This is a genomic window from Lelliottia sp. WB101 (assembly GCF_003051885.1).
Lineage (GTDB): Bacteria > Pseudomonadota > Gammaproteobacteria > Enterobacterales > Enterobacteriaceae > Enterobacter > Enterobacter nimipressuralis.
In genome coordinates, this window is the sequence record NZ_CP028520.1 from 539,030 (window position 1) to 564,000 (window position 24,971).

Below are 24,971 nucleotides of genomic sequence, written 5' to 3' on the forward strand. Positions count from 1 at the left end.
CCAACATGATCCGCGTAGAAAATGTGAGTAAGACGTTTGTGCTCCACCAGCAAAACGGCGTGCGACTGCCGGTGCTGCAAAATGCCTCTCTTGAGGTCAAAAAGGGGGAATGCGTGGTGCTGCATGGCCATTCGGGCAGCGGAAAATCGACGCTGCTGCGCTCCCTTTACGCCAACTATCTGCCCGACCAGGGCCACATTCATATCTGTCATGGCGACGAGTGGGTGGATCTGGTGCAGGCCCCGGCGCGCAAAGTGCTGGAAGTCCGCCGGGCGACGATCGGCTGGGTGAGCCAGTTTCTGCGGGTGATCCCGAGGATCTCCGCGCTGGACGTGGTCATGCAGCCCCTGCTGGATCTGGGCGTCTCCCGCGACGAATGCGCGGCGAAAGCTGCCCGGCTGCTGACGCGCCTCAACGTCCCGGAACACCTGTGGCACCTGGCACCGTCAACCTTCTCTGGCGGCGAGCAGCAGCGCGTGAATATCGCCCGCGGCTTTATCGTCGATTACCCGATTTTACTGCTCGATGAACCGACTGCCTCGCTGGATGCCAAAAACAGCGCCGCCGTCGTCGAGCTGATCGAACAGGCCAAAGCGCGCGGGGCGGCGATCGTGGGGATCTTCCACGACGCCGCAGTCCGCGATCGCGTGGCGGATCGTCTTCATCCGATGGGAGCCGCAGCATGATCATCAATAACGTCAAACTGGTACTGGAAAACGACGTGATCGCGGGATCGATCGACATTCAGGACGGCGTGATTCGCACATACGCCGAAACCCAGAGCCGCTTGCCGGAGGCGATGGATGGCGACGGCGGCTGGCTGCTGCCGGGGCTTATCGAACTACATACGGATAATCTGGATAAATTCTTCACCCCGCGCCCAAAGGTGGACTGGCCGGCCCACTCGGCGATGAGCAGCCACGACGCGCTGATGGTCGCCAGCGGCATCACCACGGTACTCGATGCCGTGGCGATTGGGGATGTGCGCGACGGCGGCGACCGTCTGGAGAATCTGGAAAAGATGATCAACGCGGTGGAAGAGACGCAAAAGCGCGGCCTGAACCGCGCCGAGCATCGCCTGCATCTGCGCTGCGAACTGCCGCACCACACCACCCTGCCGCTGTTTGAAAAGCTGGTTGACCGCGAGCCGGTCTCTCTGGTGTCGCTGATGGACCACTCACCGGGCCAGCGTCAGTTCGCCAATATCGAGAAGTACCGTGAATATTATCAGGGCAAATACGCCCTGAATGACGAAGAAATGGCGCGCTACGAAGAGGAGCAGCTGGCGCTGGCGGCCCAGTGGTCGCAGCCGAACCGCCTGTCGATTGCGGCGATGTGCAGGGAGCGTAACATTGCGCTGGCAAGCCACGACGACGCCACGCACGACCATGTGCGGGAATCCCATCAGCTTGGTAGCGTGATCGCCGAATTTCCTACCACGTTTGCCGCAGCAGAAGCCTCCCGCCAGCACGGAATGAACGTACTGATGGGGGCGCCTAACATCGTGCGCGGCGGCTCCCACTCCGGCAACGTGGCGGCCAGCCAGCTGGCAGCGCTCGGCCTGCTGGATATTCTCTCCTCAGATTACTATCCGGCGAGCCTGCTGGACGCGGCCTTCCGCGTCGCCGATGACACGGGCAACCCTTTCACCCTGCCGCAGGCCATTCGTCTGGTGACCAAAAACCCGGCTGACGCGCTGAACCTGAGCGATCGCGGGGTGATTGGCGAAGGCAAACGGGCGGATCTGGTGCTGGCGCATCGCAAGGGCGAGCACATCCATATCGACCACGTCTGGCGTCAGGGAAAACGGGTGTTCTGATGGGAAAACTGATCTGGCTCATGGGGCCGTCCGGCTCCGGAAAAGACAGCCTGCTGTCGGCGCTGCGCCAGCAGGAGCACACGCAATTGCTGGTGGCGCATCGCTACATCACGCGCGCGGCGAACGCGGGCAGCGAGAATCATATTGCCCTGAGCGAGCAGGAGTTTTTTACCCGCGCCGGGCAGAACTTACTGGCACTGAGCTGGCACGCGAACGGCTTGTACTACGGTGTGGGCATTGAGATCGACCTGTGGCTGCACGCCGGTTTCGACGTGCTAGTGAACGGCTCGCGCGCCCATCTGCAACAGGCCCGCGCGCGCTACGCCCAGGCGCTGCTGCCGGTCTGTTTGCAGGTTTCACCGGAAGTGCTGCGCCAGCGTTTGCAGCAGCGCGGGCGCGAAAGCGCGCGGGAGATCGACCTGCGTCTGGCGCGTGCAGCGCGCTACACGCCGTCGGACTGCCATCTGCTCAATAACGACGGAAGTTTGCTACAGTCAGTCGAGAATTTGTTATCGCTTATCCGTCAGAAGGAGAAACAACATGCCTGACTGCCAGCTGCGCCCCGCCACTGCGGACGATGCGCAGGCCGTTTACGGTCTGATCTGTGAGTTAAAACAGGCGGAATTCGACCAGAAAGCCTTTCATGCCGGGTATCTCGCGAATCTTCAGGATCGCAACATGCACTACCATCTTGCGGAGCTGGACGGGCACGTCGTCGGGATGATTGGCCTGCATTTGCAGTTTCATCTGCATCACGCCAACTGGATCGGTGAGATTCAGGAGCTGGTGGTGCTGCCGCAGGCCCGTGGCCTGAAAGTCGGCAGCCAGCTGCTGGCCTGGGCCGAAGCGCAGGCGCGACATGCAGGTGCCGAGATGACCGAGCTGTCGACCAGCGTGAAGCGCGTGGATGCGCACCGGTTTTATCTTCGCGAAGGGTATGCCCAGAGCCATTTTCGTTTTACCAAAGCGCTGTAAAACCTGAGCACAGCGCCGCCTGGCAATGTCGTTAAAGGGGGAAACCATGGCCCTAACCATCCAACTGACCGGCACCGGCGGTGCCCAGCTGGTACCTGTCTTCGGCTGCGACTGCGCGGCCTGCCGCCGGGCGCGTTTGCAGGAGGCGCATCGCCGTCGGCCGTGCAGCGCGGTCGTGACCTTCAACGACGCGGTGACGCTGCTGGACGCGGGCATTCCGCACCTGATGGACGACTGGCCCGCGGGCAGTTTCCAGCAGTTTTTACTGACCCACTATCATATGGATCATGTCCAGGGGCTGTTCCCGCTGCGCTGGGGCGTAGGGGCGACGATTCCGGTGTATGGCCCGCCGGACGAGACGGGCTGCGACGATCTGTTCAAACACCCCGGTCTTCTGGATTTCAGCCATACCGTCCAGCCTTTTGTGGTGTTTGAGCTGCAGGGGCTGCGCGTAACGCCGCTGCCGCTCAATCACTCGAAGCTGACCTTTGGCTATCTGCTGGAGAGCGCCCACAGCCGCGTGGCGTGGCTGTCAGACACTGCCGGGCTGCCGGACAAAACGCTGAAATTTTTACTCAATAATCATCCGCAGGTGATGGTGATCGACTGCAGCCACGAACCGCGCGAGCAGACGCCGCGCAACCATTGCGATTTAAACACCGTCATCGCGCTCAATCAGGTTATTGGCTGTCCGCAGGTCATTTTGACGCACATCAGCCATCAGTTCGACGTATGGATGATGGATAACCCGCTGCCAGAAAGGTTTGAGGCGGGGTATGACGGGATGAGAATCGTGCTGGACTGAGCGGCACGCCGGGCGTCAGGCAGCACGCATCTCACGGACTTCCTCACCGGTCGTAATCATCTTCCAGCCTGCGCTCATCGTCCTCCAGCTGACGCCGGTCCTGATCGAGCTGGCGCTGTCTGTCGTCTAACTGACGGCGACGATCCTCAAGCTGTCGACGACGATCATCGTACTGGCGACTGTCCGTACGACGGCTCTCTTCATAGCGGTCATCGTCGTCATTCTGACGGCTGCTGGTGGGGTTGTACGCTTCGCCGATCGCCTGCTGGATATTCCCAATGGCGTCGTCAATGATATCAGCGTGGGCAAGCTGGCTGGTTAATGACAGCAGGCCAAATAACAGAGCGGTGGTAGAGCGTTTCATAGAGCCAGTCTCGCAGCAGGTGAGCTGGCTTTACGTTAATCATCGGCGCTCAGACGGAGTAGCGGAGGAATCTCAAAACGCGCCTTTCGTGCATGCGGTACGCGTTATGCCGACGCCTTACGAAGCGCCTGCGCCAGCTGCGCTCGGGTGAAGGGTTTTCGTAGCAGCTCCACGTCCGGCAGCTGCGGATTGTGGGTGGGGCGTAAATCCTGCCCGCTCACCAGTAGTACCGGCAGATGCGGGAAATGGGTGCGGACGTGGTGGATCACCTCTGCGCCACTTAACGCCCCCGGCAGCATCAGATCGCTGATAAAGAGTTCGATATCGGCCGAGGCCTCCAGCATCTTCAACGCCTGCTCGCCCGTTTCAGCTTCGAGCGTCAGATAGCCGAGCTGATGTAGCTGTTCGCATAACGTCTGACGCACGTCACTTTCATCTTCAAGCACCAGCACCAGCCGGTCGCTCTGTTCTGACTCCGTTGCCGCCAGTCCTTCATCATGCTCCACCACCGCCTGCGCGGAGCGCGGAAGCTGCAGGCGCACGGTGGTTCCCTGCCCCGGTGCGCTTTCAATTTCAACGCGCCCACCGGACTGGCGCACAAAACCGTAGACCATCGACAAACCCAGCCCGCTGCCGCTGCCGGTCTGTTTGGTGGTGAAGAACGGCTCGAAGACCTGAGATTTCACCTCCTGCGACATCCCGCAGCCATGGTCGATCACCTCCAGCGCCACCATATCCTGCCTGCGCCCATCGCTGCGGGTGACGCGCTGATTCCAGGTGCGAATGCGGATCACACCGCTCTGCCCCTCCATCGCGTCGCGGGCGTTCATGACCAGATTGATAATCGCGTTTTCCAGCTGGCTGACGTCAATCCATGCGGGCCACGCCGGGTGCTGCGCTTCGATATCCAGCGTCAGGGTGGCCGGGAGCGAGTGGCACATCAGCTCGCCGAGGTTTTCCAGCAGCGGTTTCATCTCCACCGCGTGCGGATGCAGAGACTGTTTGCGCGAGAAAGCCAGCAGTCGCTGGGTCAGGAGCGCGCCACGCTCGGCGGCTTTCAGCGCGCGGGTGATGCGCGGCGCATCCGGCGACTCGGGATCAACCAGCTCCAGGCTACCGATAATGACCGCCAGCAGATTGTTAAAATCGTGCGCCAGACCGCCCGTCAACTGCCCGACCGCCTTCATTTTTTGGCTGTGCAGCAGCGCCTCTTCCAGCCCCACGCGCTCTAGCCGGTCGATCTCCATCTGCGTCGTTTTCTCTTTCAGCAGGCGGGTGGTGTGCTCAAGCGACGCGGTGTTACGTGCAAACACGTTGAACGCACGCGCCAGCTCGCCAAGCTCGTCGCGGCGCTGGAGGGCCGGTACCGACACGTCCGGCTCGCCGTGGGCCAGGCGCGACATCGCTCTGGAGATGGCCGTCAGGTTGGAGCCTAAATTGCGGTAAATATACCAGCAGGCGCAGCCGGTGATCATCAGCGCCAGTACGGCGAACACGCTGATAAAGACGCTGATGGAGCGCAACTCCTGATGACTCTGGGCGGTGCGCAGCTCCGACGCCTGCGCCACCTGCGCCACGTACTGGTTGATATCGCTGTTTAAAATCGCCACCAGCGCCTTGATGTGGAACATGTACCAGTTGATCGTCAGATCGCTCTCTTCAAGCTGCTTCGAGAGGGGCGCGAGCTTTTGCAGCTCGGCGTTGAAATCGGGCAGCACAAAGTCAATCACCGGCTGGCGGGCGGTCTCTGGCAGCGTGGTGGTTACGGTATTCAGCTGCTGAATGGTGGCGCGCGGCGACGGCGTTTCGATGGCTGCCATTATCAGGCGGTCCATTTCAGCCAACTGGCGCGCGTCCGGCACGTTGTCGCCGAAGCGACGGTTGATATCCTGCAAATGGCGTAAAAAACTTTGGCTTTGATAAAGCGAACTGAGCAGCGCGTTGCGCTCCAGATGACGTCGCTGACCGCGCTCCAGCATCCCGGTGACGCTTTGCTGTAACTCATTACTGCGGCGAATGATTCGCGCCACCAGCGCCGGTTCCTGCTGCGCCAGCGGTGCATCGGCGAGCTGCTCAAGGGAGTGACGCAGTGCCGTCTGCGTCTGCTTCAGGCGATCCGCTTCGCTTTTGTACTCCAGCGCCCCCACCACCTGCGAAAGACGCACCGCCGCCGTGGCCACATTGGCGGTGTCGCGCGCCAGATTCATGCTGCCGGTCATGTCGTTTAAGGTCTGCTGCTGCACCTGCTCCTGAATCTGGCTGGCATGCCGAAAGCCCAGCACCGCCACGCCGCTGACCATCAATGTCACCGCCACCACCAGCAGATTGAAGATCAGCAGGCGGCCACGGGCGCTGGCAAAAAAGGGAGGGCGGCGTGATGGCATGGTGGCTCCGGTGAGAGGAAAAAGGCTCAGAATTGTGACGCCCGTTAACTATTCATAACTATGACAAATATGAACGGCTTCTGACATTTTGCATTTACCGGGATGTGATGCACTGCTGATATCGACCTTCACAGGAGATCCGCTATGAGCAGGACCCCGGTATTAGAGATGCGCAACATTGCCAAAACCTTTGGCAACTTTCACGCGCTCAAGGGTGTGGATCTGACGGTCTGGCCCGGCGAGATCCACGCGTTAATGGGCGAAAACGGCGCAGGCAAAAGCACCCTGATGAAAATCCTCGCCGGGGCGTATATCGCCACCAGCGGCGAGATATTGATTGACGGCCAGCCGTACCACATCAAAGGGCCGAAAGACGCGCTGGCCGCAGGTATTACCCTGATTTATCAGGAGATGCAGCTCGCGCCAAACCTCACGGTGGCGGAAAACATCTTCCTCGGCAGCGAACTGTCGCGTGGCGGGCTGGTGAAGCGGAAAGAGATGGCCGCGCAGGCCCAGACGGTGATTGACCGCCTCGGCGCCCATTTCAGCGCCACCGATCTGGTGATGAAACTGACCATTGCCGAACAACAGCAGGTAGAAATCGCCCGCGCGCTGCACCGCAACAGCCGCGTGCTGGTGATGGATGAACCCACCGCCGCCCTCTCCTCGCGCGAAACCCATCGCCTGTTTGAACTGATTTTGCGTCTGCGCGATGAGGGGATGGCGATTATCTATATCAGCCACCGCATGGCGGAGGTGTACGAGCTTTCTGACCGCGTCAGCGTGCTGCGCGACGGCCAGTACGTCGGCAGTTTGACCCGCGACAAACTCAACGCCTCGGAGCTGGTCAGGATGATGGTGGGCCGCCCCTTAAGCGATCTGTTCAACAAAGAGCGCGATATCCCTCTTGGCAGCGCGCGGCTCAACGTCCATCACCTCACCGACGGCAAAAAAGTGCAGCCGTGCAGCCTGCAGGTGCGTTCCGGGGAGATCGTCGGTCTCGCCGGGCTGGTAGGGGCCGGACGTTCGGAGCTGGCGCAGCTGATCTTCGGCGTGCGCAAAGCGACGGGCGGGATGATTGAAGTCGACGGCGAGCCGGTGGTGATCCACTCCCCGCGCGCCGCCATCGACCACGGCATCGGTTTTTTAACCGAGAACCGCAAAGAACAGGGGCTGTTTTTGGAGCTGGCGGCGCAGGAGAACATCACCATGGCGACGCTTGAGCGCGACGCCACCTGGGGCATGCTGGACCGCAAAAAAGCGCAGTCGATCTCCGATGACGCCATCGCCCTGCTCAATATTCGCGTGCCGCATTCACAGGTACGCGCGGGTGGGCTGTCGGGTGGAAATCAGCAAAAGCTGCTGATCTCCCGCTGGGTAGCGATCGGCCCGCGCATTCTGATCCTCGATGAACCGACGCGCGGCGTGGACGTCGGGGCAAAAAGCGAGATCTATCGCATCATGAACCAGATGGCGCGTAAAGGTGTGGCGATCCTGATGATCTCCAGCGAGCTGCCGGAAGTGGTGGGCATGAGCGACCGGGTCTATGTGATGCGTGAAGGGAGCATTGCCGGGGAGTTACACGGCCCAACCATCACTCAGGAAAATATTATGACGCTGGCAACTGGCGTGAACGACACTCATCAGGCGGTGCAATCATGACACATTCAACTAACCCGCAGCAGGTGGCGAAATCCGCCTCCGCCAAAAAAATGCTGATGAGCGATCTGATGCAAACGGTCGGGATTTTGCCGATTCTGATCCTGATTGTGGCGGTCTTTGGCTTTATCGCGCCGAACTTTTTCACCGAGAGCAATCTGCTCAATATTACCCGTCAGGCGTCGATCAACATCGTGCTGGCCGCCGGGATGACCTTCATCATTTTGACCGGCGGGATCGACCTGTCGGTGGGATCGATTCTCGGCACCACGGCAGTGGCGGCGATGGTGGTCTCCCTGATGCCTGAACTGGCGATGCTGTCGATTCCGGCGGCGCTGATGCTCGGCATGGTGCTGGGTCTCTTCAACGGCGCACTGGTGGCCTTTGCCGGACTCCCGCCGTTTATTGTCACCCTCGGCACCTATACCGCCCTGCGCGGCGCGGCCTATCTGCTGGCCGACGGCACCACGGTGATTAACTCGAACATTAATTTTGAATGGATCGGCAATAACTATCTCGGCCCGGTGCCGTGGCTGGTGGTGATCGCCCTGGCGGTGATCGTGGTGTGCTGGTTCATTTTGCGTCGCACCACGCTCGGCGTTCATATCTACGCGGTGGGCGGCAACATGCAGGCTGCGCGTCTCACGGGGATCAAAGTCTGGCTAGTGCTGCTGTTTGTCTACGGCATGAGCGGCCTGCTGTCCGGTCTCGGCGGGGTGATGAGCGCCTCGCGGCTTTACAGCGCCAACGGCAACTTAGGCACCGGCTACGAGCTAGACGCCATCGCGGCGGTGATCCTCGGCGGGACCAGTTTTGTCGGCGGGATCGGCACGATCACCGGCACGCTGGTGGGCGCACTGATTATCGCCACCCTGAATAACGGCATGACGTTAATGGGCGTTTCTTACTTCTGGCAACTGGTGATCAAAGGGGCGGTGATCATCATTGCGGTACTGATCGACAAATACCGTACCCGACACCATCAAAGTGCATAACAACAACACCCTACGATAATGAGGATAACAGCATGAGATTGAAGCCATTGGTCACCGCGCTCTGTGCTGGCGCACTGCTTGCCGCAGCCCCGTTTGCGCAGGCGAAAGATCTGAAATCCATCGGCGTGACGGTGGGCGATCTCGCCAACCCGTTCTTCGTGCAGATCACCAAAGGTGCGGAGCTTGAAGCCCGCAAACTGGCGGGGGATAACGTAAAAGTGACGCTGGTCTCCAGCGGCTACGATCTGGGCCAGCAGGTTTCTCAGATTGATAATTTTATCGCCGCGAAGGTCGATATGATCATTCTCAACGCCGCTGATTCGAAAGGGATTGGCCCGGCGGTGAAGCGCGCAAAAGAAGCGGGGATTGTGGTGGTCGCCGTTGACGTGGCGGCCGAAGGGGCCGACGCCACTATCACCTCGGATAACACCCAGGCGGGCGAAATGGCCTGTAAATACATCACCGATCGCCTGAAAGGCAAAGGCAACGTGGTGATCATCAACGGACCACCGGTCTCCGCGGTACAGAACCGTGTGGAAGGCTGTCAGACCGAGTTCAAGCGCCACCCGGATATCAAAGTGCTGTCGGATAACCAGAACGCCAAAGGCAGTCGCGAAGGTGGCCTGGAAGTGATGACCGCGTTGCTGGCCGCGAATCCGAAGATCGACGGCGTTTTCGCGATTAACGATCCGACAGCGATCGGTGCCGATCTGGCGGCGAAACAGGCGCAGCGCAGCGAGTTCTTTATCGTTGGCGTGGACGGCAGCCCGGACGGTGAAGAGGCGCTGAAGCGCGAAAACTCTCTGTTTGTGGCAACCCCTGCGCAGGATCCGCAGGTTATGGCGGCCAAAGCGGTAGAGATCGGCTATGACATTTTGCAGGGCAAACCGGCACCCAAAGAGCCGGTGCTGATCCCGGTGACGATGATCGATAAGAAGAGCGTCGGGACGTACAAGGGGTGGACGGTTAAATAAGGTTTGTGCGCGTTGATGCCCTCACCCTCTCCCGCAAAGAGGGTGAGGGGTCAGCGCAGCGCACCACTAAAGGAGTTCCCATGAAACGCTCCGAAATCAACGAAATCCTCGGCCATACGCGGCAGTTCTTTTCGATGCATGACGTACACCTGCCGCCGTTTGCCAGTTTCCCGCCGACCCAGTGGCAGCAGCTCGATCGCCACGCCTGGCGCGAAGTCTTCGATCTCAAACTCGGCTGGGACGTCACCGCCTTCGGCGGGAACCATTTTGCCGCACAGGGACTCACCCTTTTCACTCTGCGCAATGGCTCGCCGAACGGCGTACCTTACGAAAAATGCTACGCGGAGAAGATCATGCACGTCCGCGACGGGCAGGTCACACCGATGCATTTCCACTGGCGTAAACGCGAGGACATCATTAATCGCGGCGGAGGAAATCTGATTATTGAGCTGTGGAACGCGGGTGGGCATGAAGAGACGGAAAACACCGACGTTACGGTGGTGGTTGACGGCTGTATTCAGACTCACGCTCCCGGCAGCCAGCTGCGCCTCACACCAGGGGAAAGCATCTGTCTCACGCCCGGCCTGTACCACAGTTTCTGGGGGGAGCGCGGTTTTGGCGATGTGCTGGTCGGCGAAGTGTCATCCGTGAATGACGATGAGCACGACAACCACTTTTTACAGCCGCTCGCGCGCTATAACAATATTGAAGAAGACGAAACGGCGGTGCTGGTGCTCTGTAACGAGTACAGCCTGTTTCGAACCTAAGGAGTGAATGATGCCGCTAATTTCTCTCGCCGCCGGGCTGGAACACGCCCGTGAACATCGCTACGCCCTCGGCGCATTTAACGTTCTCGACTCCCACTTTTTGCGCGCCCTGTTCGCCGCGGCAAAACAGGAGCGCTCGCCCTTTATCATCAACATCGCCGAAGTGCATTTTAAGTATTTATCGCTCGATTCATTAGTTGAAGCGGTCCGGTTCGAGGCCGCGCGACACGATATTCCGGTGGTCCTCAATCTCGATCACGGCCTGCATTTTGAGGCGGTGGTGCGGGCGCTGCGCTTAGGCTTCAGCTCCGTGATGTTTGATGGTTCCACCCTGAGTTACGAAGAGAATATTCGCCAGACCAGGGAAGTCGTGAAAATGTGTCATGCCGTTGGGGTGTCGGTGGAGGCCGAACTGGGCGCCGTGGGCGGTGACGAGGGCGGCGCGCTGTACGGCCATGCCGATGAAGCCTTTTTCACCGATCCGGCTCTGGCGCGCGATTTTGTCGATCAGACCGGCATTGACGCGCTCGCCGTCGCCATCGGCAATGCGCACGGCAAATACAAAGGCGAGCCGAAGCTCGATTTCGCGCGGCTTGATGCGATCCGCCTGCAAACCGGCCTGCCGCTGGTGCTGCACGGGGGTTCCGGGATCAGCGACGCCGATTTCCGCCGCGCGATTGAGCTGGGCATTCACAAAATCAATTTCTACACCGGGATGTCGCAGGCGGCGCTGGCCTCCGTCGAGCAGCGGATCACCCATCGTCAGCCGATTTACGACGAATTTGCCGAACTGCTGCTGGGCATTGAAGAGGCGATTACCGACACCGTATCGGAACAAATGCGCATCTTCGGTAGCGCAGGGAGGGCCTGATGGTACGCCGGGGCGTTATCGCCGCAGGGAATATGCTCGTCGACCACGTGCATCAGATTGTGCAGTGGCCGGAGCGCGGCTGGCTGGCGGAAATTATTCATAGCGAACGGGCCACCGGCGGCGCGCCGCTGAACGTCCTGCTGACGCTCGCCAAAATGCACGTCGGCATACCGCTGCAGGCGGTGGGGCTGATTGGCGACGACAGCGACGGGGACTACATTCTGGCCATGCTCGATCAGTACCACGTCAACCGCCAGCGGGTGCAGCGCACCACTTTTGCGCCTACCTCCATGTCGCAAGTGATGACCGATCCCAGCGGACAGCGTACCTTTTTCCACTCCCCGGCGGCCAACCGGCTACTGGATCTTCCGGCTTTCGACCGCCTCGACCCGACGATGAAAATTTTCCATCTCGGCTATTTGCTGCTGCTCGACAGCCTGGATATGCCGGACGACGAGTTTGGCACCCGCAGCGCACGCCTGCTGTCTCAGATGCGCGATCTGGGGTATGAAACGTCACTGGATTTGGTGTCGCGCAAAGGCGATCCGCGCTATCAACCGCTGGTACTCCCTGCCCTGCGCTATGTGGATTATCTGGTGATCAACGAGCTGGAGGCCGGTGAGTTTAGCGGGCTGGAGATGCGCGACGAGTTTGATGCGCCGAACATTCTGCATATCGCCGAAGCCGCGTCGCAACTGCTGGCGGCCGGAGTGCGTCAGCGCGTGGTCATTCATTGTCCTGAAGGCGCCTGGGGCGAAGCGCCGGGTGAGCCAGGCCAGTGGGTGCCGTCACGGCAGCTTGAAAAGGATGAGATTATCGGCAGCGTCGGTGCGGGCGATGCGTTTTGCGCGGGCTTTTTGTACGGCTGCCACGAGGCGTGGTCGCTGCCCGAGAGCATTGCCCTGGCACATGCCTGCGCGCGGGCCAGTCTGCTGGCGGCCAATGCTATCGACGGGGCGAAAACGCTGGACGAACTGAAGTTGAATCTTTAAGCGGCTTTGTCGTGGTGAGACACGTCTGCGGCAAATACGTAGCCGAGGCCGCGAATGGTTTTGATCAGCAGCGGCTGATGAGGGTTAATTTCGATTTTTCGCCGCAGGCGCATGATCAGCACGTCGATGGTGCGGTCAAAGACTTCGGCGCTTTCGCTGTGGGTCAGCTCCAGCAGCTGTTCGCGGCTCAAAACCCGCCGGGCATTCTGCGCGAGGGCCAGCAGTAAACCGTACTCCCCCTGAGTTAACGGCACCGTCACCTGCTTCGGATCGCTTAATTCGCAGCGGGTGGTGTCGAGGGTCCAGCCGTTGAAGCCCATGCCCGACGCGCGCGGTGCGGTGGGTTCCGCCGCCAGCACGCCCGTGCGGCGCAGTACCGCTTTTACGCGGGCGACCACGACACGCGGATTAAATGGCTTGCCGATGTAATCATCCGCGCCCATCTCCAGCCCCACCACGACGTCCGATTCGCTGCCAAGACCGGTGAGCATAATCACCGGCAGCTCGGCGCGCTGCTTTTGTAGCTGCTGTAAAACCTGTAACCCGTTGATATCCGGCAGCATCATATCCAGCAATACCAGCGCAATACCCGGTTCTCGCTGAGCCAGCGCCAGCGCATCCAGCCCGTTGTGACAGACGTGCACCGTAAAGACGTGCTCGTTAAGCACATCCTGCAGCAGTTCGCAGACCGCCGTATCGTCATCAACCACCAGAATCGCCGGTTTCATCGTATGCTTCCGTCAGGGGATTATGTTAAGTCTGACCTATTCTGCAAACGGCTCCAGCCAAATCCATTGTTGCGTGATGGAATTTCAACCCATGTCACATCCATTGCCCTTTCGACACGTCAATTTTGACGATTGCCTGCTTCTCGTCAGGGTTTTGACCAAACTTTGGCCGTAAAGTCAGGGGATACCCACAATAAAAACATGGCATAGAAGCTGCATAATGGGGTGGGAAAGCATTGATTAACTGGAGCGAGACCGATGAAAAAAGTCGTCACGGTTTGCCCCTATTGTGCCTCAGGTTGCAAGATAAACCTGGTGGTCGATAACGGCAAAATCGTCCGGGCGGAGGCTGCACAGGGTAAGACCAATCAGGGTACGCTGTGCCTGAAAGGCTACTATGGCTGGGATTTTATTAACGATACCCAGATCCTCACCCCCCGTCTGAAAACCCCTATGATTCGCCGTGAGCGCGGCGGCAAGCTGGAGTCCGTCTCCTGGACGGAAGCGCTGGACTATGTCGCCCGCCGCCTGAGCGAGATCAAAGCCAAATACGGCCCGGACGCGATCCAGACCACCGGCTCTTCACGCGGTACGGGGAATGAAACCAACTATGTAATGCAAAAATTCGCGCGCGCCGTTATTGGTACCAATAACGTCGACTGCTGCGCTCGCGTCTGACACGGCCCATCGGTTGCAGGTCTGCACCAGTCGGTCGGTAACGGCGCAATGAGTAACGCTATCAACGAAATCGATAACACCGATCTGGTGTTTGTTTTCGGCTATAACCCGGCGGATTCCCACCCTATCGTGGCAAATCACGTCATTAACGCGAAACGCAACGGGGCGAAAATCATCGTCTGCGATCCGCGTAAAATCGAAACCGCGCGCATTGCGGATATGCATATCGCCTTACGCAACGGCTCGAATATCGCGCTGCTTAACGCCATCGGGCACGTGATTATTGAAGAAAACCTCTATGACCAGGCGTTTGTGGCCACACGTACGGAAGGTTTCGAGGAGTATCGCAAGATTGTCGAAGGCTATACGCCGGAGTCGGTCGAAGAGATTACAGGCGTCAGCGCACAAGAGATTCGCCAGGCTGCGCGCATGTACGCCGCCGCGAAAACCGCGTCGATTCTGTGGGGCATGGGTGTAACCCAGTTCTATCAGGGCGTGGAAACCGTGCGGTCACTGACCAGCCTCGCAATGCTGACGGGCAACCTCGGCAAACCGCATGTGGGCGTAAACCCGGTGCGCGGGCAGAACAACGTTCAGGGTGCCTGCGACATGGGCGCACTGCCGGATACCTATCCGGGCTATCAGTACGTCAAGTACCCGGAAAACCGGGCGAAATTCGCCAGGGCCTGGGGCGTTGAAAGCCTGCCGGAGCACACGGGCTATCGCATCAGCGAGCTGCCGCACCGCGCGGCGCTCGGTGAAGTGCGTGCCGCTTACATCATGGGCGAAGATCCGCTGCAAACCGACGCTGAACTGTCGGCGGTGCGCAAAGGCTTTGAGGATCTCGAACTGGTGATTGTGCAGGACATCTTCATGACCAAAACGGCGGCGGCGGCGGATGTGATTTTACCGTCAACGTCGTGGGGTGAGCACGAAGGCGTCTATACGGCAGCGGATCGCGGTTTCCAGCGCTTCTTTAAAGCGGTCGAGCCGAAGTGGGATCTGAAAACGGACTGGCAGATTATCAGCGAAATTGCCACCCGCATGGGCTATCCGATGCACTACAACAATACCCAGGAGATCTGGGATGAGTTGCGCAATCTGTGTCCGGATTTCACCGGGGCGACCTACGAGAAGATGGGCGAGCTGGGGTATATCCAGTGGCCCTGCCGGGACGAATCCGAGGCGGATCAGGGGACGTCTTACCTCTTCGCCGAGAAGTTCGATACCCCGAACGGGCTGGCGCAGTTCTTCACCTGCGACTGGGTGGCGCCTATCGACAAACTCACCGACGAGTACCCCATGGTGCTCTCGACGGTGCGTGAGGTGGGTCACTACTCCTGTCGCTCGATGACCGGGAACTGTGCCGCGCTGGCTGCACTGGCAGACGAGCCAGGCTATGCGCAGCTCAACACCGCCGATGCCGCCCGTCTGGGCATTGAGGATGAAGCGCTGGTGTGGGTGAATTCGCGCAAAGGTCGCATCATCACCCGCGCACAGGTCAGCGATCGTCCGAACAAAGGGGCGGTTTATATGACCTACCAGTGGTGGATTGGTGCCTGTAACGAGCTGGTGACGGAAAACCTCAGCCCAATAACCAAAACGCCTGAGTATAAGTATTGCGCCGTGCGCGTGGAGCCGATTGCCGATCAGCAAAGCGCCGAGCAATATGTGATTGATGAATACACGAAACTGAAAGCCCGCTTACGCGAAAGTGCGATGGGTTAATTAAGTAGATGTTCAATGAATAAATGGGGTGAGATATTCACCCCATTTTTATTTGTATATTTAGCATTAATTTTATCAATATTATTCTGGAATGTAGTTCGCAGAAATCAATGCAACTTTTAAATGCGGAAATTACATCTTTGCATTTTAATTCAGAAGGATAAGATGGCGGCGGGTGCTTAAGACTTTCTGTTTTGAGCATGTGTGAGGAGCAGAAAGTTGAAAGCCCCGGGAAAGTTAAACTCACCCGAGGCTACCAAACAACATCAACTCCAACAAGTTGAAGTTAGCCTCTTATTCTTATAAATGCAAGGAGTAAAAGGCATGACGCCATTAAAAACTGTGTTAGGCATTGTTTTTATTATTTGCCTGACCATCGTGATTTTTACCTTTATTAATCGCGGCAAACTTTGTGAGCTGACAATAAAGAGTGAACATCAGGAAGTGGCGGCAAAATTAGCCTGTATATCAGGATGATTTTGTGGGCGGGGAAACCCGCCCGGCTTGTCTGGACGTTGAGGTCTTAACGCACCCTTTTTATTCTTCATTGACCGCGCTTATACTGCGCGCTATGTACCCGGATGATAAGAACTCATGAAAACCCTTTTGATGTTGCTCTTCCTTTTTACCGCGTTTGCTCACGCTGACGAACCCGGTAGCCAATATAAAGAACAGGCCGAAGCGGGCGACGCGCGCGCTCAGTACTATCTGGCCGATACCTACTTCAGCGCAGGTGACGATAAGCAGGCTGCGCTGTGGGCGGAGAAAGCGGCAAAAGGCGGCGATGTCGATGCCGTGGCGCTGCTGTCGCAAATCCACTTTAAGCATGCCGATTACGCCCAGTCCAAAACCCTGGCGCAACAGGCGACCATTGCTGGCAGCAAACGCGGGGCGATCATGCTGGCGCGCCTGCTGGTAAATACGCAGGCCGGTAAAACGGACTATCCGCAGGCAATCAAATTGCTGCAAACCGCCACGGATGATATCGACAACGACTCTGCAGTCGATGCCCAGATGCTGCTGGGGCTGATCTACGCCAACGGCGTATCGATGGCTCAGGACGATGCTCAGGCGCAAATGTGGTTCAAACGCAGCTCAGCGCTTTCGCGTACCGGTTACGCGGAATATTGGGCAGGAATGGTTTTCCAGCAGGGCGAAAAAGGGTTTATTGCCCCGAACAAACAGAAGGCGCTGTACTGGTTCAATCTGAGCTGTAGCGAAGGGTTTGATACCGGATGCGAAGAGTTTGATGCCTTGAGCGGGGAGTAACTCCCCACAATTAAAAAGTCAGCCGGGTCAGGCGAAACCGCCCCCCGGCTTTTTATATTACTGATCGGCAGTCTTATCAAAACGACCCAGCACGTCGCGTTCGTACGCCAGCGCCTTTTTGCGGTCGAACTGATGTTCCCACTTGGCGATCACCAGCACCGCCAGCGCATTCCCCACCACATTCAGTGCGGTACGCGCCATGTCGAGGATACGGTCAACACCGGCGATAAAGGCCAGGCCTTCCAGCGGAATACCGACGCTACCAAGCGTTGCCAGCAGTACCACGAAGGAGACACCCGGCACGCCTGCGATCCCTTTCGAGGTCACCATCAGGGTCAGCACCAGGACGATCTCCTGCCACAGGGAGAGATCGATACCGTAAAGCTGCGCGATGAAAATTGCCGCGATACTCTGGTACAGGGTTGAGCCATCGAGGTTAAAGGAGTAGCCCGTCGGCACCACGAAACTGGTGATCGACGCCGGCGCGCCGTAGGCTTCCATCTTCTCAATAATACGCGGCAGCACGCTTTCGGAGCTGGCGGTAGAGTACGCCAGAATCAGCTCGTCTTTCAGGATGCGAATCAGGATCCAGATGCTCAGGCCGCAGAGACGTGCAACCAGCCCCAGCACGACCAGCGCAAAGAACAGAATCGCGAAGTGAACCAGAATCACCAGCTTCGCCAGCGGCCACAGGGAGGCAAAGCCGAAGTTCGCAACGGTCACGGCAATCAGCGCGAACACCCCCACAGGGGCGTAGCGCATCACCATGTGTGTCACTTTAAACATGGTTTCGGAGATAGAACGGAACACGGTCACCAGCGGTTCGCGGTGCGTGGCGGGCAGGGAAGAGAGGCCCAGACCAAACAGCACCGAGAAGAAGATAATCGGCAGCATTTCGCCCTTCGCCATCGACGCCACGATATTGGTCGGCACCAGTGACAGGATGGTTCCCATCAGGCCATGCGCATGGCTTTGCACGTCTGCGGTTGTGCTTTGGTATTTCGAAATATCCACCGTTGCCAGCTGCGACATATCAATCCCGGCACCCGGCTGGAACACATTCGCCAGCGTAATACCCAGAATGATAGCAACCGTAGTGATCACTTCGAAATAGATGATGGTTTTCGCACCGATACGCCCGAGCTGCTTCGCATCACCGACACCGGCAATACCGACGATAAGCGTTGAGATCACAATCGGGACGACAATCATTTTGATCAGGTGAATAAAGATATCGCCCGCCGGTGACAGCATATTCGCCACCAGCCACTCGCGGTCGTCACTGTGATAATGCAGATAACTGCCCAGCAAGATGCCCAGCACCATGGCCAGCAAAATTTGCCAGGCGAGGCTGATTTTCAAGTTTTTCATAAAAACAGACTTCCTCAATGAAGCGCCCTTCCCCCCATCACTGGCAGGAATGACACATACTGAAAGGGTATGAATTGTGTTGCGTTGGTTTATGGGGTTTTTTAACGCGCCGTATCAGTATCATTTGCATGGCCTGCTGCGCAAGCCTTAAAGAACAAGGCTTTCCACTGCAAAAAGGTCATAGGACGCTAATTTGTAATAATTCTTATAAATAACCTTTTGTTATAAAAACGGTTTTTTTCAACTAATTGTGAATAATCGACTGTGTAAATTATTTTCCTTCAAAGTTTCATTTGCTGCTTTTTTCACCTGTTCATTTATTGCGTGATCTGTCGCCCAAATAACAAACAAAGCTACCAAAGCCCCTACAATTAACGTTTTTGCGACATATTATTAACATCCTAAAAGGAGAACAAAAGCCATGAGCGAAATTCACAAACATGACATTCCCGCAAATATTGCGGACCGTTGCCTGATAAATCCGGAGCAGTACCAGCAAAAGTATCAACAATCTCTCACCGACCCTGATGCCTTCTGGGGCGAGCAGGGCAAAATTCTTGACTGGATCACCCCCTACCAGAAGGTGAAGAACACCTCCTTCGCGCCAGGCAACATCTCGATTAAATGGTACGAAGACGGCACCCTGAACCTGGCCGCGAACTGCCTGGACCGCCATCTGTCCGAGCGCGGCGATCAGACCGCCATTATCTGGGAAGGTGACGACGCCTCGCAGAGCAAACACATCACCTATAAAGAACTTCACCGCGACGTCTGCCGCTTTGCCAACGTGCTGTTAGCGCAGGGCATCAAAAAAGGCGATGTGGTTGCCATCTATATGCCTATGGTGCCGGAAGCGGCCGTGGCGATGCTCGCCTGCGCGCGCATCGGTGCCGTACATTCGGTGATTTTCGGCGGTTTCTCGCCGGAAGCCGTCGCCGGGCGCATCATTGATTCCAGTTCAAAACTGGTGATCACCGCCGACGAAGGCGTGCGCGCCGGACGCGGCATTCCGTTGAAGAAAAACGTCGACGAAGCGCTGAAAAACCCGAACGTCAAAACCATCAACAACGTCATCGTCCTTAAGCGCACCGGCGGCAACGTCGAGTGGAAAGAGGGGCGTGACCTGTGGTGGAGCGACCTGATCGAAAAAGCCAGCGACCAGCATCAGCCCGAAGCGATGAACGCTGAAGATCCGCTGTTTATCCTCTATACCTCCGGCTCGACCGGCAAGCCGAAAGGTGTGCTGCACACCACCGGCGGCTATCTGGTTTACGCGGCCACTACTTTTAAATATGTCTTCGACTATCACCAGGGCGATGTTTACTGGTGTACCGCCGACGTGGGCTGGGTCACCGGCCACAGCTACCTGCTGTACGGCCCGCTGGCCTGCGGCGCGACAACGCTGATGTTCGAAGGCGTTCCGAACTGGCCGACACCTGCCCGTATGTGTCAGGTGGTCGATAAGCATAAGGTCAACATTCTCTACACCGCGCCGACCGCGATCCGCGCGCTGATGGCCGAAGGCGACAAAGCCATCGAAGGCACCGACCGCTCCTCCCTGCGCATTCTTGGCTCCGTCGGCGAGCCGATTAACCCGGAAGCCTGGGAGTGGTACTGGAAAAAAATCGGCAACGAAAAATGCCCGGTGATGGACACCTGGTGGCAGACCGAAACCGGCGGCTTCATGATCACTCCGCTGCCGGGCGCAATCCCGCTGAAAGCCGGTTCCGCGACTCGTCCGTTCTTCGGCGTGCAGCCTGCGCTCGTGGATAACGAAGGTAACCCGCTCGACGGCGCGACCGAAGGCAACCTGGTGATCACCGACTCCTGGCCGGGCCAGGCGCGTACCCTGTTTGGCGATCACGATCGCTTCGAGCAGACCTACTTCTCGACCTTTAAAAACATGTATTTCAGCGGCGACGGCGCGCGCCGTGACGAAGACGGCTACTACTGGATCACCGGACGCGTGGACGATGTCCTGAACGTCTCCGGCCACCGTCTGGGCACCGCTGAGATTGAGTCGGCGCTGGTTTCCCATCCGAAAATCGCCGAAGCGGCGGTGGTTGGGATCCCACACAACATCAAAGGCCAGGCGATTTACGCCTACGTCACCTTGAACCATGGCGAAGAGCCGACGCCTGAGCTGTACACCGAAGTGCGTAACTGGGTGCGCAAAGAGATCGGCCCACTCGCCACGCCGGATGTGCTGCACTGGACCGACTCGCTGCCGAAAACCCGCTCCGGCAAGATCATGCGCCGCATTCTGCGCAAAATCGCTGCGGGCGACACCAGTAACCTCGGTGATACCTCAACGCTCGCCGATCCTGGCGTGGTGGACAAACTGCTCGAAGAGAAGCAGGCCATCGCAATGCCTTCGTAACTGAGTTCCCCTCAACCTAACCCTCTCCCTTTCGGGAGAGGGAATAATAAAAACGCCCTTCCCTACACCAATACTCTGGAGAGTTCTGTGATGAATACTGATATTTATCAGCAGATAGAAAATAGTGCGCATTTCAGGGAGCTCGTCGAAAAACGGCAACGGTTTGCCTTCATCCTTTCCATCATCATGCTGATTATCTACGTCGGCTTTATTCTGCTGATCGCCTTTGCCCCGCACTGGCTGGGCACGCCCCTGCACGCCGGAACCAGCGTCACGCGCGGGATCCCCATCGGCATCGGTGTGATTGTCATCTCCTTCGTGCTGACCGGCGTCTACGTCTGGCGCGCGAACGGTGAATTTGATCGTCTCAATAAAGCAGTACTGCGTGAGGTAAAAGCATCATGAAGCGAGTTCTGACGGCGCTAGCCGCCACACTGCCTTTTGCGGCGCATGCGGCCGATGCCCTGACCGGCGACGTCCAACGCCAGCCGACCAACTGGCAGGCGATTATCATGTTCCTGATTTTCGTGCTGCTGACCCTCTACATCACCTACTGGGCGTCAAAACGCGTGCGCTCGCGTAATGACTACTACACGGCGGGTGGCAACATTACCGGTTTCCAGAACGGGCTGGCGATTGCGGGCGATTTTATGTCAGCCGCGTCGTTCCTCGGGATCTCCGCGCTGGTTTACACCTCCGGCTACGACGGTCTGATTTACTCTCTCGGCTTCCTCGTCGGCTGGCCGATTATTCTGTTCCTGATCGCTGAGCGTCTGCGTAATCTCGGGCGTTATACCTTTGCTGACGTGGCCTCGTATCGCCTGAAGCAAGGCCCGATCCGTACCCTCTCCGCCTGCGGTTCGCTGGTGGTGGTGGCGCTGTACCTGATTGCCCAGATGGTGGGCGCAGGTAAATTGATCGAGCTGCTGTTTGGCCTGAACTACCACGTCGCCGTGGTGCTGGTTGGCGTGCTGATGGTGATGTACGTTCTGTTCGGCGGGATGCTCGCCACCACCTGGGTGCAGATCATCAAAGCCGTGCTGCTGCTGTTCGGCGCAAGTTTCATGGCCTTTATGGTGATGAAACACGTCGGCTTTAGCTTCAACAACCTGTTCACCGAAGCAATGGCGGTTCACCCGAAAGGGGAAGCGATCATGAGCCCAGGGGGCTGGTGAAAGACCCGATATCCGCGCTGTCGCTCGGTCTCGGTCTGATGTTTGGTACGGCTGGTCTGCCGCACATCCTGATGCGCTTCTTTACCGTCAGCGACGCTCGCGAAGCGCGTAAAAGCGTCTTCTATGCCACCGGTTTTATGGGCTATTTCTACATCCTGACCTTTATCATCGGCTTTGGCGCGATCATGCTGGTTGGGGCGAATCCGGCGTTTAAAGATGCGGCGGGACAGCTGATTGGCGGCAATAACATGGCGGCGGTACATCTGGCCGATGCCGTGGGTGGCAACCTGTTCCTCGGCTTTATCTCCGCCGTGGCGTTCGCCACGATTCTGGCGGTGGTTGCTGGCCTGACCCTGGCAGGCGCATCGGCGGTCTCTCATGACCTCTATGCGAACGTGTGGCGTAAAGGGGCAACGGAGCGTCAGGAGCTGAAAGTCTCTAAAATCACCGTGCTGATCCTGGGCGTGGTGGCGATTCTGCTGGGCATTCTGTTCGAGAAACAGAACATCGCCTTCATGGTCGGCCTGGCGTTCTCGATTGCCGCAAGCTGCAACTTCCCGATCATTCTGCTCTCCATGTACTGGTCAAAACTGACCACCCGTGGCGCGATGATTGGCGGCTGGCTGGGCCTGCTGACGGCGGTGATTCTGATGATCCTCGGCCCGACTATTTGGGTGCAGATCCTCGGTCACGAAAAAGCCATCTTCCCGTACGAATACCCGGCGCTGTTCTCCATTGCCGTGGCGTTTATCGGAATTTGGTTCTTCTCGGCCACCGATAACTCACCGGAAGGAAATCTGGAACGCGACAAATTCCGCGCCCAGTTTATTCGCTCACAAACGGGTCTTGGGATCGATCAGGGCCGCGCGCATTAAGTGCTAACTCTCCCCGGTCACGCTGGCCGGGGAGTCTTCAGAACATCACCCACGCCACCAGCGGGGCAACCAGCACCATCACCACACCGGACAGCATCATCACCAGGCTGGCGACCACGCCCTCCTGCTGACCCATCTCATAAGAACGCGCCGTCCCCGCACCGTGCGACGCCGCGCCAAACCCGGCGCCTTTTGCCATCCCTTCGCGGATCGACAGACGCAAAAACAGCATATCGCCCACCGCCATACCAAACACGCCGGTTACGACCACAAACAGCGCCACCAGATCCGGCTGTCCGCCGAGAGGTTTCGCCGCCGCAAGCGCAAAGGGCGTGGTGACGGAACGCACCGCCAGACTGCGCTGGATCTCATCCGACAGAGTGAACAAGCGTGCCAGCCACACAGAGCTGGTTACTGCGACGACCGTTGCCGTCACAACACCCGCCGTCAGGGACATCCAGTGGCGTCGGATCACCGCCAGATTATCGTAAACCGGCACGGCAAAGGCGATAGTCGCCGGGCCGAGCAGCCACAGCAGCCAGTGGGATTCACCGATGTAGTTTTGCCAGGAGATGTGGCCGAAGATCAGCATCAGCACCAGTAACAACGGGGTGAAGACCAGCGGCATTAGCGGCAGGGCGTGAAAGCGGCGATAGAGGCGTTTGTTGGCAAAATAGATCACCAGCGTGACCACCAGGCACAGCACGCTGATGTGAAAGTTAGTCATGCTTCTGCCTGCTGATCTCATAGCGATAGACTTTATCCACCACCCATCCCGTTGCGCCGAGCACCATCAGCGTGCTCAGGGCGATGACGGCGAAAATCCGCCAGCCGTCGACCATCAGCAGCTGCGCATAGTTCACCACCGCCACCACCGCCGGAACAAAGAACAGCAGCATTTCCGCCAGCAGCCAGCGAGAACCCGCGCGGATCCAGTTCAGGGGGATGATGCGGCACAGAATGAGCGTCAGCATCAGTAACATTCCCACCAGATTGGCGGGCAGCGGCAGATGCAGCCAGGTAACGAGATATTCAGCGAAAACAAACAGCGCGGCATAAAGCAGTACCTGAACCGGTACCTGGAGCCGTTGCACAACAGCAGGCGTAACACGACCTAACGCCACGGCCATGGGAGAATTCCTCAGAAATGAGACGAGGCGCCAGTATAGTGACCACACGGAGTGGACAGAAATGAATTAAAATCATCAAAGGTATAGTTTCGAGGAATAATCATGGACATAAGAACGCTGCGCTATTTTGTCGAAGTGGTTCGCCAGCAGAGTTTTACCCGCGCAGCGGAGAAGTTATTTGTCACCCAGCCCACCATCAGCAAAATGCTGAAAAATCTCGAAGATGAATTGAACTGTACCCTGCTGATTCGCGATGGCCGCAAGCTGTTGCTGACGGACACCGGGCGCGTCGTGTTTGAGCGCGGTCTGGCGATTCTGGCTGAGTTCCGCCAGCTGGAAGCCGAGCTTGGCGATATTAACCACCTGAACAAGGGCCTGCTGCGCTTAGGCATTCCGCCGATGGTTGGCATGATGATGGCCGGACCGATCAGCCTCTATCGCCAGCGCTATCCCGGCGTCGAGCTGAAGATCTCCGAGTTCGGCGGGCTGACCGTCCAACAGGCGGTAATGAACGGCGAACTGGATCTGGCGATGACAGCCCTGCCCGTCGAAGAGGACAGCGGTCTGGCGACGCTGCCACTGTTCAGCCACCCCTTGTGCGTGCTGGTCCCGCGCTCCGGCGACTGGCTGCAGATCGATACGGTAAAACCCGAGCTGCTGGCGGAGCATCCTCTGCTGATTTACAACGAGGATTTCGCCCTGAGCCGCCAGCTGATGCAGCTTTTCCATCAGCACGACGTCAAACCGCGCATCGCCGTGCGCAGCGGTCAATGGGATTTTCTTGCCGCCATGGTGCAGGCGGGCGTCGGGATTGCGATTTTGCCGCAGCCGATTTGCGAGCGTCTGGATAAGAACACGCTGCGCTGGATACCGCTTGAGAGCGATCTGCACTGGCAACTGGGGATGATTTGGCGCGAAGGGGTGTATTTGTCGCACAGCGCCCAGGCGTGGCTGACGTGCTGCGAAGGGTTTTGGGTCGCAGCGGAGTAAGTCCTGCGGCGGGTGTTCCCCCTCCCCCGAAAGGGAGAGGGA

23 protein-coding genes and 1 pseudogene are annotated in these 24,971 nt (G+C 58.2%); 18 read left to right on the forward strand and 6 right to left on the reverse strand.

All coding sequences use genetic code 11. The annotated features are described in order from the left end of the window. The first annotated feature begins 5 nt into the window (after positions 1 to 5). The 5 genes from phnL to phnP are packed head-to-tail and all read left to right on the forward strand — an operon-like array spanning position 6 to position 3,599. Positions 6 to 686 (forward strand): phosphonate C-P lyase system protein PhnL, encoded by a 681-nt coding sequence (gene phnL, locus DAI21_RS02515; RefSeq protein WP_107702422.1) that lies wholly within the window; start codon positions 6 to 8, stop codon positions 684 to 686. Beyond that, a complete protein-coding gene (gene phnM / locus DAI21_RS02520; protein ID WP_107702423.1) occupies positions 683 to 1,819 on the forward strand; it encodes an alpha-D-ribose 1-methylphosphonate 5-triphosphate diphosphatase in 1,137 nt (378 codons plus the stop codon). Before phnL ends, phnM begins: the two co-directional genes overlap by 4 nt. Next, positions 1,816 to 2,367 (forward strand): ribose 1,5-bisphosphokinase, encoded by a 552-nt coding sequence (gene phnN / locus DAI21_RS02525; protein ID WP_100777966.1) that lies wholly within the window; start codon positions 1,816 to 1,818, stop codon positions 2,365 to 2,367. Before phnM ends, phnN begins: the two co-directional genes overlap by 4 nt. Next, positions 2,360 to 2,794 (forward strand): aminoalkylphosphonate N-acetyltransferase, encoded by a 435-nt coding sequence (phnO, locus tag DAI21_RS02530; protein ID WP_107702424.1) that lies wholly within the window; start codon positions 2,360 to 2,362, stop codon positions 2,792 to 2,794. Before phnN ends, phnO begins: the two co-directional genes overlap by 8 nt. Before the next feature lie 46 nt (positions 2,795 to 2,840). Further along, complete coding sequence (phnP, locus tag DAI21_RS02535; protein WP_107702425.1) at positions 2,841 to 3,599, forward strand: phosphonate metabolism protein PhnP; 759 nt, start codon at positions 2,841 to 2,843, stop codon at positions 3,597 to 3,599. Between the two features lie 43 nt (positions 3,600 to 3,642). On the opposite strand, the gene yjdP is transcribed toward phnP, so the two are convergent. Beyond that, complete coding sequence (yjdP, locus tag DAI21_RS02540; protein WP_100777969.1) at positions 3,643 to 3,963, reverse strand: DDRRRQL repeat protein YjdP; 321 nt, start codon at positions 3,961 to 3,963, stop codon at positions 3,643 to 3,645. Positions 3,964 to 4,067: 104 nt separating this feature from the next. Then, the gene (locus DAI21_RS02545; RefSeq protein WP_107702426.1) at positions 4,068 to 6,347 is read right to left on the reverse strand and encodes an ATP-binding protein; all 2,280 of its coding nucleotides are present in this window, start codon (positions 6,345 to 6,347) and stop codon (positions 4,068 to 4,070) included. A 144-nt stretch (positions 6,348 to 6,491) separates the two neighbouring features. Here DAI21_RS02545 and DAI21_RS02550 point away from each other — a divergent pair, with 144 nt between their 5' ends. The 6 genes from DAI21_RS02550 to DAI21_RS02575 all read left to right on the forward strand — a co-directional run bounded on the left by DAI21_RS02550 (position 6,492) and on the right by DAI21_RS02575 (position 12,605). Then, the gene (locus DAI21_RS02550; protein WP_102105734.1) at positions 6,492 to 8,009 is read left to right on the forward strand and encodes a sugar ABC transporter ATP-binding protein; all 1,518 of its coding nucleotides are present in this window, start codon (positions 6,492 to 6,494) and stop codon (positions 8,007 to 8,009) included. Further along, positions 8,006 to 9,001 (forward strand): ribose ABC transporter permease, encoded by a 996-nt coding sequence (locus DAI21_RS02555; RefSeq protein WP_100777972.1) that lies wholly within the window; start codon positions 8,006 to 8,008, stop codon positions 8,999 to 9,001. Before DAI21_RS02550 ends, DAI21_RS02555 begins: the two co-directional genes overlap by 4 nt. A 32-nt stretch (positions 9,002 to 9,033) precedes the next feature. Next, positions 9,034 to 9,975 (forward strand): ABC transporter substrate-binding protein, encoded by a 942-nt coding sequence (locus DAI21_RS02560; protein WP_100777973.1) that lies wholly within the window; start codon positions 9,034 to 9,036, stop codon positions 9,973 to 9,975. A gap of 80 nt (positions 9,976 to 10,055) precedes the next feature. Then, positions 10,056 to 10,742: a D-lyxose/D-mannose family sugar isomerase gene (locus tag DAI21_RS02565; RefSeq protein WP_107702427.1), complete on the forward strand. Its 687-nt coding sequence runs from the start codon at positions 10,056 to 10,058 to the stop codon at positions 10,740 to 10,742. 10 nt (positions 10,743 to 10,752) lie between these two features. Beyond that, positions 10,753 to 11,613 (forward strand): ketose 1,6-bisphosphate aldolase, encoded by an 861-nt coding sequence (locus DAI21_RS02570; RefSeq protein ID WP_100777975.1) that lies wholly within the window; start codon positions 10,753 to 10,755, stop codon positions 11,611 to 11,613. Next, positions 11,613 to 12,605 carry a carbohydrate kinase family protein gene (locus DAI21_RS02575; RefSeq protein WP_107702428.1) on the forward strand — a complete coding sequence of 331 codons (993 nt, stop codon included), beginning with the start codon at positions 11,613 to 11,615 and terminating at the stop codon, positions 12,603 to 12,605. The genes DAI21_RS02570 and DAI21_RS02575 overlap by 1 nt, the downstream gene beginning before the upstream one ends. Here the strand turns inward: DAI21_RS02575 and DAI21_RS02580 are convergent. Beyond that, the gene (locus tag DAI21_RS02580) at positions 12,602 to 13,333 is read right to left on the reverse strand and encodes a response regulator (RefSeq protein WP_100777977.1); all 732 of its coding nucleotides are present in this window, start codon (positions 13,331 to 13,333) and stop codon (positions 12,602 to 12,604) included. The two genes, DAI21_RS02575 and DAI21_RS02580, sit on opposite strands and share 4 nt — an antisense overlap. Before the next feature lie 258 nt (positions 13,334 to 13,591). Here DAI21_RS02580 and fdhF point away from each other — a divergent pair, with 258 nt between their 5' ends. From fdhF to DAI21_RS02595, 3 genes are all read left to right on the forward strand, one after another. Then, the gene (fdhF, locus tag DAI21_RS02585; RefSeq protein WP_107702429.1) at positions 13,592 to 15,739 is read left to right on the forward strand and encodes a formate dehydrogenase subunit alpha; all 2,148 of its coding nucleotides are present in this window, start codon (positions 13,592 to 13,594) and stop codon (positions 15,737 to 15,739) included. Positions 15,740 to 16,063: 324 nt separating this feature from the next. Then, on the forward strand, positions 16,064 to 16,216 hold the full coding sequence (locus DAI21_RS02590) for a Hok/Gef family protein (RefSeq protein ID WP_102105728.1): 153 nt from the start codon (positions 16,064 to 16,066) through the stop codon (positions 16,214 to 16,216). Positions 16,217 to 16,333: 117 nt separating this feature from the next. Then, complete coding sequence (locus DAI21_RS02595; protein WP_107702430.1) at positions 16,334 to 17,008, forward strand: tetratricopeptide repeat protein; 675 nt, start codon at positions 16,334 to 16,336, stop codon at positions 17,006 to 17,008. A gap of 57 nt (positions 17,009 to 17,065) precedes the next feature. Here DAI21_RS02595 and gltP read toward each other — a convergent pair whose 3' ends face one another. Next, positions 17,066 to 18,379 (reverse strand): glutamate/aspartate:proton symporter GltP, encoded by a 1,314-nt coding sequence (gltP, locus tag DAI21_RS02600; protein ID WP_100777981.1) that lies wholly within the window; start codon positions 18,377 to 18,379, stop codon positions 17,066 to 17,068. Positions 18,380 to 18,800: 421 nt separating this feature from the next. On the opposite strand from gltP, the gene acs reads away from it, so the two are divergent. The 3 genes and pseudogenes from acs (at position 18,801) to actP (ending at position 22,809) form a co-directional block, all read left to right on the forward strand. After that, positions 18,801 to 20,759: an acetate--CoA ligase gene (acs, locus tag DAI21_RS02605; protein WP_107702431.1), complete on the forward strand. Its 1,959-nt coding sequence runs from the start codon at positions 18,801 to 18,803 to the stop codon at positions 20,757 to 20,759. Between the two features lie 90 nt (positions 20,760 to 20,849). Next, on the forward strand, positions 20,850 to 21,164 hold the full coding sequence (locus DAI21_RS02610) for a DUF485 domain-containing protein (protein ID WP_100777983.1): 315 nt from the start codon (positions 20,850 to 20,852) through the stop codon (positions 21,162 to 21,164). Next, positions 21,161 to 22,809, forward strand: a pseudogene (gene actP, locus DAI21_RS02615) (cation/acetate symporter ActP). The gene DAI21_RS02610 and the pseudogene actP overlap by 4 nt, the downstream one beginning before the upstream one ends. Before the next feature lie 37 nt (positions 22,810 to 22,846). Here the strand turns inward: actP and DAI21_RS02620 are convergent. After that, a complete protein-coding gene (locus DAI21_RS02620) occupies positions 22,847 to 23,536 on the reverse strand; it encodes an LrgB family protein (protein WP_100777985.1) in 690 nt (229 codons plus the stop codon). Then, positions 23,529 to 23,939 (reverse strand): CidA/LrgA family protein, encoded by a 411-nt coding sequence (locus tag DAI21_RS02625; RefSeq protein ID WP_107702432.1) that lies wholly within the window; start codon positions 23,937 to 23,939, stop codon positions 23,529 to 23,531. The genes DAI21_RS02620 and DAI21_RS02625 overlap by 8 nt, the downstream gene beginning before the upstream one ends. A gap of 102 nt (positions 23,940 to 24,041) precedes the next feature. Between DAI21_RS02625 and DAI21_RS02630 the strand changes: the two genes are divergently transcribed. Continuing rightward, complete coding sequence (locus DAI21_RS02630; RefSeq protein ID WP_100777987.1) at positions 24,042 to 24,929, forward strand: LysR family transcriptional regulator; 888 nt, start codon at positions 24,042 to 24,044, stop codon at positions 24,927 to 24,929. The last annotated feature ends 42 nt before the right edge of the window (positions 24,930 to 24,971 follow it).